This window comes from Pseudoduganella rhizocola (assembly GCF_045984285.3).
GTDB lineage: Bacteria > Pseudomonadota > Gammaproteobacteria > Burkholderiales > Burkholderiaceae_D > Rugamonas.
The window spans coordinates 194,976-209,271 of the sequence record NZ_JBJQIK030000008.1 but is presented as its reverse complement, the minus strand read 5'-3'; the positions used below and the strand labels follow the sequence as shown (position 1 = coordinate 209,271).

General features: G+C 65.2%; 11 protein-coding genes. 8 read left to right on the top strand and 3 right to left on the bottom strand.

Going from position 1 to position 14,296, the window contains the following annotated elements; all coding sequences use genetic code 11:
- Positions 1–111 precede the first annotated feature (111 nt).
- The 3 genes from ACJRPG_RS18335 (at position 112) to ACJRPG_RS18325 (ending at position 6,460) form a co-directional block, all read left to right on the top strand.
- Positions 112–4,830 carry an NAD-glutamate dehydrogenase domain-containing protein gene (locus ACJRPG_RS18335; protein WP_408001541.1) on the top strand — a complete coding sequence of 1,573 codons (4,719 nt, stop codon included), beginning with the start codon at positions 112–114 and terminating at the stop codon, positions 4,828–4,830.
- A 4-nt stretch (positions 4,831–4,834) separates the two neighbouring features.
- A complete protein-coding gene (locus ACJRPG_RS18330; protein ID WP_408001540.1) occupies positions 4,835–5,821 on the top strand; it encodes a succinylglutamate desuccinylase in 987 nt (328 codons plus the stop codon).
- A 123-nt stretch (positions 5,822–5,944) separates the two neighbouring features.
- Positions 5,945–6,460 (top strand): DUF1993 domain-containing protein, encoded by a 516-nt coding sequence (locus ACJRPG_RS18325; RefSeq protein WP_408001539.1) that lies wholly within the window; start codon positions 5,945–5,947, stop codon positions 6,458–6,460.
- A gap of 48 nt (positions 6,461–6,508) precedes the next feature.
- Here ACJRPG_RS18325 and ACJRPG_RS18320 read toward each other — a convergent pair whose 3' ends face one another.
- Positions 6,509–6,790, bottom strand: coding sequence for a hypothetical protein (locus ACJRPG_RS18320; protein WP_408001538.1), 282 nt, complete (start codon positions 6,788–6,790; stop codon positions 6,509–6,511).
- Between the two features lie 121 nt (positions 6,791–6,911).
- On the opposite strand from ACJRPG_RS18320, the gene ACJRPG_RS18315 reads away from it, so the two are divergent.
- The 4 genes from ACJRPG_RS18315 (at position 6,912) to ACJRPG_RS18300 (ending at position 12,164) form a co-directional block, all read left to right on the top strand.
- Positions 6,912–8,027 carry an NADH:flavin oxidoreductase/NADH oxidase gene (locus ACJRPG_RS18315; protein ID WP_408001537.1) on the top strand — a complete coding sequence of 372 codons (1,116 nt, stop codon included), beginning with the start codon at positions 6,912–6,914 and terminating at the stop codon, positions 8,025–8,027.
- Positions 8,024–8,650, top strand: a complete 627-nt coding sequence (locus ACJRPG_RS18310) for an HAD-IA family hydrolase (RefSeq protein WP_408001536.1) — start codon at positions 8,024–8,026, stop codon at positions 8,648–8,650. Before ACJRPG_RS18315 ends, ACJRPG_RS18310 begins: the two co-directional genes overlap by 4 nt.
- Positions 8,651–8,748: 98 nt before the next feature.
- On the top strand, positions 8,749–10,221 hold the full coding sequence (locus tag ACJRPG_RS18305; protein WP_408001535.1) for an APC family permease: 1,473 nt from the start codon (positions 8,749–8,751) through the stop codon (positions 10,219–10,221).
- A gap of 2 nt (positions 10,222–10,223) precedes the next feature.
- Positions 10,224–12,164 carry a S9 family peptidase gene (locus ACJRPG_RS18300; protein ID WP_408001534.1) on the top strand — a complete coding sequence of 647 codons (1,941 nt, stop codon included), beginning with the start codon at positions 10,224–10,226 and terminating at the stop codon, positions 12,162–12,164.
- A 49-nt stretch (positions 12,165–12,213) separates the two neighbouring features.
- Here the strand turns inward: ACJRPG_RS18300 and ACJRPG_RS18295 are convergent, their stop codons facing one another.
- The gene (locus tag ACJRPG_RS18295; protein ID WP_408001533.1) at positions 12,214–12,459 is read right to left on the bottom strand and encodes a hypothetical protein; all 246 of its coding nucleotides are present in this window, start codon (positions 12,457–12,459) and stop codon (positions 12,214–12,216) included.
- Between the two features lie 185 nt (positions 12,460–12,644).
- Here ACJRPG_RS18295 and ACJRPG_RS18290 point away from each other — a divergent pair, with 185 nt between their 5' ends.
- Positions 12,645–13,943, top strand: coding sequence for a GGDEF domain-containing protein (locus tag ACJRPG_RS18290; RefSeq protein ID WP_510183110.1), 1,299 nt, complete (start codon positions 12,645–12,647; stop codon positions 13,941–13,943).
- On the opposite strand, the gene ACJRPG_RS18285 is transcribed toward ACJRPG_RS18290, so the two are convergent.
- Positions 13,934–14,293, bottom strand: coding sequence for a YkgJ family cysteine cluster protein (locus tag ACJRPG_RS18285; RefSeq protein WP_408001531.1), 360 nt, complete (start codon positions 14,291–14,293; stop codon positions 13,934–13,936). The genes ACJRPG_RS18290 and ACJRPG_RS18285 overlap by 10 nt on opposite strands.
- Positions 14,294–14,296: the final 3 nt, after the last annotated feature.

Here is a 14,296-nt window from a genome sequence, read left to right as displayed (position 1 = left end):
AGATTCATCCCAAGATGGGGCGGGGCGATCCTCCGCCCCTGATGGTTTAGCCGCTCTGCCAAAAGCGAGAGGGCGCACAACGGAATACCTATAACGTATTGGAGATGCACGATGACGAAAATGCCACAAGACCTGCGTAAAGAGACGCTGGACCTCGTGAACGCGGGCAAGCCCGCAGAAGGCACGCAGGTTGCCGCCCTGATCGCAGCCTGGCTCAAATCCCTGGACGACGAAGACCTGGCTGACGTATCGCCGGCAAGTCTGGCCCCGGTACTGGTGCAAGGCTTCACGCAAGCCGCGAACCGCACCACCGAGGGCTGCCAGATCGCATCGCTGCGCTATGCGGACGGCCGTGGCGGCGATGCCACCGCGCTGCTGATCCTGAACGACGACATGCCCTATCTCGTCGACTCCATCGTGATGGCCCTGCGCCGCCAGCATGTTGTCGCCAACGGCGTGCTGAATGCCGTGCTGCCGGTGCGCCGCTCCGACGACGGCACCGTCGTCTCGGTGCTGGAAGACGGCTCCAAACTCGAATCCTATGTGCTGGTGCTGCTGTCCGAAGAACTGGACGAAGCATCGCTGAAAGAACTGACCGGCCGCATCGAAATGGTGGCGCGCGACGCCGCCGTGGTGAAGCGCGACCTGGCCGCGATGAAGGACCGCCTTGCGGCCGTGGCGGAACAAGCCGCCAGCCAGAGCGAAGAGGGCGCCGAAGTGGCGGCCTTCCTCGAATGGGCGCGCAAGGAAGGTTTTGAAGTGCACGGCTACGCCTACTACCAGGTAAAGGCCGGCGCACGCGAACTGGAACGCGATATCCCGAGCCGCATCGGCGTGCTGCAGGATACTTCGCATCCGGTGTACGGCACCTGCCTCGCCAATATTCCCGGCGACTTCGAAACCCTGTCGCGCCGCGGCCATACGCTGTCCATCGTGAAGGCGGACGTGAGCGGCACCCTGCACCGCGACCAGCAGCTGGACTTCATCGGCGTGCGCAATATGGACGCGCAGGGCAATGTGCTCGGCGAGCACTGCTTCGTTGGCCTGTTCACCCGCGCCGCCACCCTGACGCCGCTGGCCCGCCTGCCGTTCGCGCGCGGCCGCATCGCCAAGGTGCTGCAGATCGCCGGCGTGCGCGAGACCGGCTTCCGCGCCGAGAAATTCGTTGAAATCCTGGAGTCGCTGCCGCGCACCGAAGCGCTGGAAGCCGATCCGCAATGGCTGGCCGAAGTCTGCGGCTCCGTGGTTTCGCTGTACAAGCAGCCGCGCACCAAGGTGTTCGCGCGCCGCGACGTATACGGCCGCCACCTGAACGTGCTGGTCTACCTGCCGCGCGAACGCTACAGCCAGAGCGTTGCCAACGCCCTGTCGCGCGCGCTGCAGGAGAGCTCCGGCGCCAGCAATGTAAGCACGCAGACCCTGGTGGCCGACGGCCCGCTGGCCCGCCTTTACCTGATCGCCCGCGCCGCACGCAATCCGCTGGACCTGGAAAGCGATATCCAGCGTCCGCTGCTGGCCATCCTGGACGGCTGGCATAACAGCTTCTCCGAACTGGCCGATGCGGTCGGCAACGAAGAGATGCGCAATAACCTGCGCCGCCTGTGCTCCACGCTGCCGGTGGACTACGTCAGCGCCACCTCGCCGGTGGTGGCTTTCCACGACCTGGACAAGATCCTGCGCAATGGCGACGGCGCCCGCACGGCGGTGCGCGTCGAGAACACGCCGGGCGCCCCGACCACCATCCGTATCTACTCGGTGGACAAGGTGCCTTCACTGTCCGCACTGCTGCCTGCGCTGCATAACGCCGGCGTCTCGATCGAGCGTGAGCAGGCGCACTCCATCCGCACCTCGGACGGCAAGCGCCACTACGTGACCAGCCTGGCCGTGGATGCGTCCAGCGCCGAGAAGCTGGCCAATCCTGACATCGCCGCGGTGGCGGAAGACCTGTTCACGAAGCTGTTCAACAACGACGTGGAAGACGGCCGCCTGAACGGCCTGGTGGTCGAAGGCGGCCTGTCCACGCAGGAAGTGCAGCTGGTGCGCGCCTATATGAGCTACTGGCGCCAGACCGGCACCCAGCTTTCCGTGCGCTACATCGCGGAGACGGTACGCAGGCAGCCCGCGCTGGTGAAAGCCATTGTGGACGCCTTCAAGCAGCGCTTCGACCCGTCACTGGACGAAGCCACCCGCACCAGTGCTCGCGATACCCTGATCGGCCTGAAATCGCGCCTGGCATCGGTCAACCATGCGGATACGGAGCTGATGCTCGCCGCGCTGATCGACCTGGTGCTGGCAACGCTGCGCACCAACTACTTCCAGAAAGTGGGCCAGGGCGACAAGATCATCTTCAAGTTCGACACCAGCAACCTGTCGCTGGTGCCGGAGCCACGCCCATTCCGCGAAATCTATGTGTTCTCGCGCCGTTTCGAAGGCGTGCACCTGCGCGGCGGCCCTGTGGCGCGCGGAGGCCTGCGCTGGTCGGACCGTATGGAAGACTACCGCACCGAGGTGCTGGGCCTGGTGAAAGCGCAGATGGTGAAGAACGCCGTGATCGTGCCGGCTGGCGCGAAGGGCGGCTTCGTCTGCAAGCAGATGCCGGCCGGCGCGCCGCGCGAAGTGGTGGCGGCGGAAGGCGAAGCAGTCTACCGCCTGTTCATCGCCAGCTTGCTGGAAGTGACCGACAACCGCGTGCTGGGCAAGATCGTCGCGCCCGAGGACACCGTCTGCTACGACGGCAACGATCCTTACCTGGTGGTGGCCGCCGACAAGGGCACCGCAACCTTCTCCGACATCGCCAACAGCATCGCCGTGAAGCGCGGCTTCTGGCTGGGCGACGCCTTCGCATCGGGCGGCTCCAACGGCTATGACCACAAGAAGCTGGGTATCACCGCGAAGGGCGCCTTCGAAGCCGTGAAGCGCCACTTCTACGAGATGGGCCACGATATGGACACCACGCCGTTCACCGTTGTCGGTGTGGGCGACATGTCCGGCGACGTGTTCGGCAACGGCGTGCTGCTGTCCAAGCAGATCAAGCTGCTGGCGGCCTTCGACCACCGCCATATCTTCCTGGACCCGAATCCGGACACCGCGAAGTCCTTCGCCGAACGCGCCCGCATGTTCGCGCTGCCGCGTTCCTCGTGGGACGACTACAACAAGGAACTGATCTCCGAAGGCGGCGGCGTGTTCCCGCGTACCGCGCGCTCCATCGAACTGTCGCCGCAGGTGCGCGCGGCGCTGGACATCGAAGAGACCTCGCTGACCCCGGAAGAACTGATGCACCGCATCCTGCTCGCGCCCGTGGACCTGTTCTACAACGGCGGCATCGGCACCTATATCAAGTCCTCGGCGGAAACGCACGCACAGGTGAAAGACCGCGCCAACGACAATATCCGCGTCAACGGCAGTGAACTGCGCTGCAAGGTGGTGGCTGAAGGCGGCAACCTGGGCGCAACCCAGGCCGGCCGTATCGAGTTTGCGCTGTCCGGCGGCCGCATCTTCACCGACGCCATCGACAACTCGGCCGGTGTGGACTGCTCCGACCACGAAGTGAACGCGAAGATCTGGCTGGACGTGGAAGTGAACGCCGGCCAGCTGAGCGAGGAAGAGCGTAACCGCGTGCTGAACGACATGACCGGCGACATCGAACGCCTGGTCCTGCGCGACAACACGCAGCAAACGCGCCTGCTGGTGCGCGAGCTGCAAGCCCAGTCCGAGGTGCATGTGCAGGACGGCTACGCCGCGCTGATCGCGAGCCTGGAAGAAGAGGGCGCGCTGTCGCGCGAACTGGAACAGCTGCCAAGCGTGGCCGAGCTGGCGCGCCGCAAGGCCGACGGCCGCGGCCTGACCACGCCGGAACTGGCGGTGGTGATCGCCAACGTGAAGAACCGCTACAAGCGCATCCTGTCCGCACTGCCGCTGACGGATGAAAGCTGGGCCGAGTCCGTGCTCAAGCCATATTTCCCGGACCTGCTGGTCGCCACCCGTTCCGCGCTGGCCCACCCGCTGGCGAACGCCATCCTGGCCACGGTGCTGGCGAACGAAGTGGTGAACCGCTGCGGCCCGCTGATGCTGCGCGACCTCGCTGCCCAGCACGGGGTTGATGAATCCGACGTGATCCTGGCCTGGGGCCAGGCATGGTCCGCGCTGAACCTGGCGCCTGCATTCGACACGCTGGATGCGGACATGCTGAAGGTGCCGCGCGAAGTGGCGATCCGTGTGGATGCGCGCACCCGTGCGATGCTGAAATCCGTGATCGAAGGCGTGCTGTCCGTGCCGCGCGAGCAGCTGCGCAACGGCGGCGGCATTGCCGAACTGGCGCGCCTGTTCGGCGAACCGGCCACCATCAGCAAGCTGTCCGGCGAAGGCAAGTCGGAAGCCGACGCGATTCCGGGCCTGCGCAGCGAATATGTGCAGGCGTGGAAAGCGGTCGATGCGATCGACAGCGTGGCGGCCTTCGTGTTCGCTGCGCTGTCCGTGAAGCGTCCGGCGGGGATGGACCTGCCGGCCTTCCTGCAGGTTGGCATGTCGCTGCGTGCGCAGGCCGGCATCGACAACCTGGAGCGCGGCCTGAAGCTGCCGGCCGCCACCCGTTCGCAGGAACAGCTGCGCGCCTATGCGCTGCAGACGCTGCGCCGCACGCAGCAGCGCCTGCTGACGCAAGTGCTGCTGCGCGCCACCAACGGCCACGATGCAGCGGAAGCGGTGGAAGTCGTCACCAACACGCTGGGCCTGTCCGGCTATCCGGTGGCATCGGACCTGGAGCAGGCGATGCTGGACGTGTGGGCGCTGTCCGAAGCCGTGAACGCGGTCGGCATGGCGCAGGCAGCGTAAGCCCATGGCAGGTCCATCGAATGGCCTGCCGGCCGCCGTCCGGGCGCTGGCCGAAGCAGACTTCAGCGCCGTTTCGCGCAGCTTCGCGGCGGCCGGCTTCACGGTCGCCGAGCCGGCGGACGGCATCCTGACTATCCAGCGCGGCGGCGGCCGTCCCGCCGTGCTGGTATCGGTTGGCGTGCATGGCGACGAAACCGGCCCGATCGAACTCACCGCCTTCCTGCTCGACGCGCTCGCGCAGGAACCTGAAAAGCTGGCGGTGGACCTGATGCTCTGCGTCGGCAACATCGGCGCCATCCGCGAAGGCAAGCGCTTCATCGATGCGGACCTGAACCGCATGTTCCGTCCCGTGCGCGGCACGCTGGCCAATACTGCCGAAGCAGCGCGCGCCGACGTGATGATCGCCGCCACTGCGGGCTTCTTCGCCAACGCAGGCAAGGAGCGCTGGCACCTCGACCTGCACACGGCCATCCGTCCCTCCTACTACCCGAACTTTGCCATCGTTCCCGACCTGATCGAGGAGGGCGCGAAGCGTGAACTGATCGGCTGGATGGGCGAGGCAGGCATTGGCGCCATCATCATGAATCCGGAATCCGTGGGCACCTACAGCTATTACAGCGCCGAGCACCATGGCGCCGCAGGCGCCACAGTGGAACTGGGCCGCATCGGCGTGCTGGGGCAGAACGACCTGTCCCAGTTCGACGATGCGCGCCGCGCGCTGGACCGGCTGCTGCGCGGCGCCGCGCCGCTGGCAGCGGCCAGCGAGCCCCACGTCTACAAGGTCGCGCGCAACATCATCAAGCGCAGCGATGCCTTCACCATGGCCTTCGGCCGCGACACCCAGAACTTCACGCCGCTCGGCAAAGGCGCCGAAATCGCCCGCGACGGCGATGAAGTGCACCTGGTCGAGCACGACGAAGAACTGGTGGTATTCCCCAACCCCGACGTCCGCATCGGCCTCCGCGCCGCCCTCATGGTCACCCGCGCCTGACAACATGACACCATGGGGTCAGGCACCCGCTGTCAGTGACACGAGGGGGCCTGACCCCAGGGTGTCATGAGCGGGAAATCGGCGGAGGCGATAGACTGGCGTTTTGCTTAAAGGGGATTTGCTATGTCATTGACTATGTCGAGGGTGTCGGTGCCGCTGTTCGTGCGCGGCTTGAAAGTGCTGTCCACGCTGCTGCAGAAGGGCGAGGAATTTGCGGCGGAGAAGGGTATGGTGCCTGAAGTGCTGCTCGGCGCCCGTCTGGCGGAGGATATGCTGCCGCTGTCCGCCCAGGTCCAGCGCGCCAGCGATGCCTCCAAACTCTGCGTGCACCGCCTGGCCGGCGGCGACGCGCCCAAGTTCCCGGACGATGAAACCTCTTTCCAGCAGCTGCAGGAACGCATCGCCAAAACCATCGCCTACCTGGAGAGCGTGGCTGCCGCCGATGTCGATGCCGGCCAGGACAAGACCATCCAGCTGAACTGGGGTTCCTTCGCGCCCACCTTCAGCGGCCAGGAATACCTGCTCAGCTTCGGCCTGCCGAATTTCTACTTCCACATCGTTACCGCCTACGATATCTTGCGCAACCAGGGCGTGAAAATCGGTAAGCTGGACTATCTGGGCGCCTTCGACAAGGCGTAAAAAAAGCCGCCGGGCCGGAGCCGGGCGGCTTGCAGGATCATCGGACGCTCAGGCGTTCGTGATCCGCGCCGGCGTCTTGCGCGGCGTCTTGGGGGACGGAGCCTGCGCAGCATCTGCCGCGACAGGAGCCGAAACCTTGGCAAAACCCGCAGCCGGTACGGAGGCATTCATCGCCGTTTCGGCATTGGCCAGCGTGTGCTGCTGCGCCGGCAGCCAGCCGATAATTGCTGCGGTAGAAATAAGGCTCAAGACGATCACGCCCAGCGCGGCGCCGATCATCAGAGGATGAACACGGGCGGAGACGGTTGGGATTTTCTGGTACAGGGTCATGATCTTGCTCCTCTTGAGCTGTTTAAGGCATGGTTAAAGATTACCGTTATGCCTATTGGCAATCTACCCACTGCCCTGTATCAAAAGTAAGTAACTGTAACTTTAGAGGGGATATTCCAGCATGAGTCAGCTCTTTACGCCCTTTCAGCTCGGGCCGCTCGAACTGAAGAACTGCATCGCCATCGCCCCCATGTGCCAGTATTCATCCCAGGACGGCCTGGCCACCGACTGGCACATGATGCACCTCGGCCACCTGGCCTTGTCCGGCGCGGCGCTGCTGATGACGGAGGCCACCGCCGTCACGCCGGAAGGCCGCATCTCGGCGCGCGACCTGGGCCTGTGGTCCAGCCGTCACCAGCAGGCGCTGGCGCCGGTGGTCCAGGCCATCCGCCGCCACTCGCCCATCAAGCTGGCCGTGCAGCTGGGGCATGCGGGCCGCAAGGCCTCCAGCAGGGTGCCATGGGAAGGCGGCGCCAGCGTGCCGCCCACCGAGGAAGACGGCTGGCAGACCGTTGCGCCTTCCGCGCTGCCCCATGCGCCGGGCGACGCGCCGCCCGAGGCGCTCGATGAAGCGGGCCTGCAGCGCATCCGGGACGCTTTCGTGGACGCCGCCCGCCGCGTGCACGCGCTGGGCATCGAAGGCATCGAGCTGCATGGCGCGCACGGCTACCTGCTGCACCAGTTCCTGTCACCCATCGCCAACCAGCGCCGCGACAAGTACGGCGGCTCGCTGCAAAACCGCATGCGCTTCCCGCTGGAGGTATTCGATGCGGTGCGCGCCGCCGTGCCACCGGAAGTCGCGGTCGGCATGCGCATCTCGGCCACCGACTGGGTCGATGGCGGCTGGGACCTGGAGCAGAGCGTGGTCTTCGCCCAGGAGCTCAAGCAGCGCGGCACGGCCTTCATGCACATTTCCAGCGGCGGCATATCGCCGCTGCAGAAAATCCCCCTTGGCCCCGGCTACCAGATCCAGTTCGCGGCCCGCATCAAAAAGGAAACCGGCCTGCCCACCATCGGCGTGGGCCTGATCACCGAAGCGGAACATGCCGAATCCATCATCGTGCAGGGCGAGGCGGATGTGGTGGCGCTGGCGCGCGGCATTCTTTACGACCCGCGCTGGCCGTGGCATGCCGCCGCCAAACTGGGAGCGCAGGTGGACGCGCCGCCGCAATACTGGCGTTCGCAGCCCCACCGGCTGAAAGATCTGTTTGGCGACACGTCCCTCGGACAACGATGAGCCGCTACCAGCTGCTGATCTTCGACTTCGACGGCACGCTTGCCGACAGCTTTCCCTTCTTCCTCGACGTGTTCGACACGCTGGCGGATGCCCACGGCTTCCGCCGGCTGGAACGCGATCGCCTGGACGTGCTGCGCCACTACGACCTGCGTCAGATGATGCAGTACGTCGGTCTGCCGCGCTGGAAGCTGCTGCCGGTGGGCGTGCATTTCCGCTCCCTGATGGCGCAGAATATCTCGCGCATCCAGCTTTTCGGGGGCATGCGCGAATTCCTGCGCGCTGCGGCGGCCAAGGGCGTGCAGCTGGGGATTGTGAGCTCCAACTCGGAAGAAAACGTGCGCATGGTGCTGGGCGAGGATGCAGGCCTGTTCCGCTATTACGAATGCGGCGCCGCCCTGTTCGGCAAGCGCCGCCGCCTGCGCCATGTGCTGCGCCGCAGCGGCGTGGCGCCGGACAAGGTGTTGTGCCTGGGCGACGAAGTGCGCGACATTGAAGCCGCCCACGGCGCGGGGCTGGATTTCGGTGCTGTGGCCTGGGGGTATACGGCGCCTCAGGCCCTGCAAGCCCGGGCGCCGCGCCATGTTTTCGCTACCATCGCCGACATGAGAGCCACACTGGACTGATATTGTTTCGTTGTGTTTCTTGTACAAAATTCCTTTAGGGATGCGGCACGCTCTGGGCCTATAATCGCCGGATTGTTTTTGCTCCCGAAGGAATGCCTGTGAACCAAACGCTGGTCCAGAAACTCACGCGTACCAAGCCGGTCGAAGCCCACGCAGGCGAAGACCACCCGTCCAGCGGCGGCCTGACCCGCTCTCTCGGCCTGTTCTCCCTGACGATGATCGGCGTCGGCGCCACCATCGGCACCGGCATTTTCCTCACCATGGCCGAAGCGGTGCCGAAAGCCGGTCCAGCCGTGCTGCTGTCCTTCCTGATGGCCGCCGTCACCGCAGGCCTGACCGCGCTGTGCTACGCCGAACTGGCTTACCGCATTCCCGCTTCCGGTTCGTCCTATTCCTTCGCCTATGCCACGGTGGGCGAATTCCTGGCCTTCGTGATGGCGGCCTGCCTGCTGCTGGAATACGGCCTGGCCGCAAGCGCCACGGCCATCGGCTGGTCGGACTACCTGAATAACTTCCTCAATAACGCCTTCGGCTGGGACATCCCGGTCTGGCTGCGCACACCGCTCATTGCATCGAGTCCGGACGGCGCGGTGTGGCACACGGGCCATATCAACCTGCCGCCCATGATCCTGTGCGCGCTGTGCTGCATCCTGCTGGCGCGCGGCACCAGGGAGTCGGCGCTGACCAACACCATCATGGTCATCATCAAGCTGGCCATCCTGGTCTTCTTCATGGCGATTGCCTTCACCGGCTTCGACAGCGCCAACTTCACGCCATTCTTCAAGACGGAAGGGGCGCCGGGGCTGGTCGGCATGGCGGGCGTTACGGCCGCCGCGGGCACCGTCTTCTTCTCCTTCATCGGCCTGGATACGGTAGCCACCGCTGGCGAAGAAGTGAAGAACCCGAAACGCAATGTGCCGCTGGGGATCCTGGCTGCGCTGCTCATCGTCACCGTGTTCTACATGCTGGTTGCCGTGGCGGCGCTGGGCGCCCAGCCGGCGAAGATGTTCGAAGGCCAGGCGGCCGGCCTGTCCGTCATCCTGCAGAACGTGACCGGCCAGGCATGGCCCGCGCTGGTGCTGTCTGCGGGCGCGGTAATCTCCGTGTTCTCCGTTACCCTGGTAACGATCTACGGCCAGACCCGCATCCTGTACGCGATTTCGCGCGACGGCCTGGTGTCGAAGGTATTCCAGCGCGTGAACCAGCGCAGCCATGCGCCGGTCATCAACACCGTTATCGTGTCCATCGTTGTTGCGCTGCTGGGCGGCCTGGTGGATTCCACCTTCCTGTGGGACATGGTGAGCATGGGAACGCTGACAGCCTTCATCGTGGTGTCCATCGCGGTGCCGGTAATGCGCCGCAAGGAGCGCAAGGCAGGCGTGTACAAGAAAGACGGCTTCCGCGTGCCGCTCGGCCCTTACCTGATTCCCGGCCTGTCGATCTTCGCCTGCCTCTACATCATGGTGGACCTGCCAACCACCACGCGCGTGGTCTTCGCCGTGTGGATGGCCGCCGCTGTCGCTACCTACTTCCTGTATGGTATTCGCAATTCCCGTTTGAATAAGGCCTGATCATGTACGTCAAAGCTGTTGCGCAGGCGAGCTTTATCGCCGCCTCCCTTCTGTCCGCAGCGCTCTCCCAGGCCGAGGGCATCCGCGACTACCGTAACGTTGCCATCTCCGGCGACGGCGAACGGCTCGTGGCCATCGAGACGCCGCCTGCTGTGGGCGGCCAGCGCCAGCACGCCGCCATCGTCGTGCGCGACGGCTCGAACGGCCGCATCCTGTGGGCCAGCGACCCATGCGGCAGCTGCAGCTATGACCGCCCGAGCTGGTCGCCGAACGGCAAGAGCGTGGCCTTTATCGGCAGCGACAGCAAGGCAGGCAGCGCCACGCTCTATGTGGCGGAACAGGGCAAGGCCCGCGCGGTAGCCGTGGTGAAGGGCGTCGCCAATACGGCGCGCTGGTCGCCGGACAGCAAAACCGTGGCCCTGCTGGCCACGCCCGGCGCGAAGAAGGAAACCGGCGCCACCGCCGCGGGCGCGCGCCTGGTCGGCGAAATCGGCTCGGAGGAAGACGCGCAGCGCATCGCTACGGTGCCGGCAGCTGGCGGTGAACTGAAACTGCTGTCGCCGGACGACACCTTCATCTACGAATACGACTGGACGCCGGATGGCAAAGGCTTTGTGGCCACTGGCGCCAAAGGCAACGGCGACAATAACTGGTGGGTAGCAAAGCTGGCCTATGTGGATGCAGCAACGGGCGCGCTGCGCATCATCGCTTCGCCAACGACGCAACTGAACATGCCGCGCGTTTCGCCGGACGGCAAAACGGTAGCCTATATCGGCGGCCTGATGTCGGACTTCGGTTCCATTGGCGGCGACCTGTACACGGTGCCGCTGGCCGGTGGCGAGCCAAAGAACATCACGCCCGGCTTCAAGGGCACCTTCAACGGCCTGGCGTGGAAGCGCAAGGGCCTGGTCGGCACCGCGCTGATGGGCGACCAGCAGACGGCGCTGGCCGTGGACGCATCGAGCGGCAAGATTGAGAAGCTGTGGTCCGCCGCCGTCACCAGCAGCGGTTCCGATGGCCGCCTCTCCTTCAGTGCGGACGGCAGCATGGCCGCAGGTACGGTGGAAGACTACGAGCACGCCCAGCACATCGTGGCAGGTCGCCTGCCGCAGCTGTCGCAGGTCACGCACGATAACGACGACTCGGCACCGCAAGTCGCGGTGCGCAATATCGCGTGGACCAACGAGGGCTTCAATGTGCAGGGCTGGCTGCTTGGCCCGCAGAAGACCGAAGCCGGCAAGACCTATCCAATGGTGGTGCGCGTGCACGGCGGCCCTGCGTCGGCGGTAACGCCGCGCTATATCGCAGCGGATGGCGGCGGCGACGCGCTGGTGCGCGAGCTGGTGAAGAAGGGCTACTACGTGTTCCTGCCGAACCCGCGCGGCAGCTACGGCCAGGGCCAGGACTTCGCCCGCGCCAACCGCCGCGATTTCGGCGGCGGCGACCTGCGCGATATCCAGGCCGGCATCGATGCCGTGCTGAAGACCGTGCCGGTGGACGGTGAACGCCTCGGCATCATGGGCCATTCCTATGGCGGCTTCATGACCATGTGGACCGTGACGCATTCGCACCGCTTCAAGGCGGCGGTGGCAGGCGCCGGCATCGCGAACTGGATCAGCTATTACGGCCAGAACGGCATCGACCAGTGGATGATTCCCTTCTTCGGCGCTTCGATGTATGACGATCCCGCCATCTACCGCCAGCTGTCGCCGATCGAAACCATCAAGCATGCGAAAACGCCAACCTTCATCTACGTCGGCGAGCGCGATGTGGAAACCCCGGCGGTGCAGTCGATGGAGTTCTGGCATGGCCTGCGCGCCATGGGCGTGCCGACCACGCTGGTGATCTACCAGGACGAAGGCCACAGCATCCGCAAGCCGGAGCACCAGCGCGACCAGCGCGAACGCACCATCGCCTGGTTCGACAAATACCTGGGCAAATAAAAAACCGGGCTGAGGCCCGGTTTTTTTATGGTGCTGCGTGCGCGGCGGCTTAGTCGCGGCCTGCGATATTGCGCAGTTCGGCCGCCTGGCTTGGCGAGAGCGTGTCGAAATCGCGTGCCAGCTTCCACAGGGAATCGCGGTCGCGCACAATGCTGCGCTGCGATGCCATGCCGTGCGAAACGGAGGCGGTTACCGGCGCCATTGCAAACAGCGCGCGCAGGAAAGTGCCTGCTGCCTTGGCCAGATTGCCCAGATAGCCACGTTCGGTATAGCTGTTCAGCGTTGCGGTCGTCATGATGTACTCCTGAAAGATGTCCTGTTGCAGTGCAGTATAGGACGCGCTCCGTCATAAATAAACTTTCCGTTCATGATGTTCGGTATACGTAAACTGTATGACTGAAACATTCTGTTGCTTTGCTGATAGTGACTTGCGATATTATCCATGCATTATCGGCAATTGATTTTTCGACAGGTCATCATATGTCTCTCAGGCTCAAGCTCATGGCAGCACTGCTCGCGACAGGGCTCGCTACCGTGGCGATCGTGGGCGGCCTGTCATATATGGGGCTGAGCCACCGGGTCGATGAAATCCGCCGCGAGCAGGCTTCGGAGCATTTCCGTGCCGCGATGACGGCGTACTTCGGCAAATATGGCGACTGGATCAGTGCCAACCGGGCCGAGCCCGTCGACCGCTTCCTGCAGCGCCTGAGCGGCCCACCGGGCGATGACGGGCCGCCCCGGCCCCGGCCGGCACTGCATGATGCCGCCCCGCAGCCCGGCCATCCACCGCCGCCGCATGGCGGCGAGCCGCCATTCCGCTTTGTGCTGGCCGATGCCGACTACCGCGTGCTGCTCGGCGCGGGCGTGTTCGAACCCGGCGAGGCGCTGCCGGCCGATATCCGCAGCGCCACGCACCCGATTACCGTCTCCGGCAGCACGGTTGCGCACGTGGTCTCGGAAGGCCTTTTCATTCCCAGTTCGCAGGAGCGCGCCTACCTGAACGCCATGCGTTCCTCGCTGCTGGCCGGCGGGCTGGCCGCCGTGGTCGTTGCCACTGGGCTGGGCCTTCTGTTGAGCGGGGGGCTGAGCCGCAGGCTGCAGGGCCTTACCGGCGCGATCCGCGCCATGCATGGCGGCGCGCTGCACCAGCAGGTGCCGGCCGAGGGCAAGGACGAAGTGGCGCTGCTGGCGCGGGCCTTCAACGACATGAGCACGCGGCTCGCCGCCAGCCATGCGGCGCTGCAGGAATCGAACCGCAAGGTGCTGGAGCAGGCCGCCCAGCTGCGCGAACTGAGCGTGCGCGACGCGCTCACCCAGCTCTACAACCGGCGCCATTTCGACGAGCAGGCCTCCACGCTGTTCAAGCAGGCCATGCGCCACAAGCGCCCGCTGAGCCTTGTCATTGCCGACATCGACTACTTCAAGCGCATCAACGACCAGTACACCCATGCCGTGGGCGATGCCGTGCTGCGCCAGATCGGCGAGATCCTGCGCACGCATATGCGGCTCAGCGACCTGGTAGCGCGCTATGGCGGTGAAGAGTTTGTGCTGGCGCTGCCGGAAACCGCCGGCCCGCAGGCGCGCGCTTTATGCGACAAGCTGCGCGGCCTGATCGAAAGCTATCCCTGGAGTACCCTGCATGCGGAGCTGCGCGTGACGATGAGCATGGGCGTCTGCTCCGACCTCGCCGCGGGCAGCGCGGATGCCATGCTGCGCAAGGCGGATGTGCTGCTGTACCGCGCCAAGGAAGCGGGCCGCAACCGGGTCTGTCATATCTGAAGGGCGAGCGGCTCCAGGCCGTAAGCGGCGCGCGCCTTGTCGCACTCCGGCGTTCCTGCTGTGAACTCGCGGCAGGTGGCAGAGCGCTGCGGATAGATGGCGCAACCCACCCGCTTACCTACTTCCCCTTCCAGCGCAACGCAACGCACCGGTGAACGTTCCGTGCCGCGCATGGCGATGCGCATTGGCGTGACCGGAATGGTCAGCTGTTGCGGCACGGTGCCGCCGGGATGGGCGTCGCTCTCGCCCCAGTAGAAGGAAACGCGGTAATGCGCGCAGCAGGCGCCGCATTCCTGGCAGGATTCGGACATCGCTTCATGCAGGGTGATGGTGAGCGGATATGATAGCAAAGC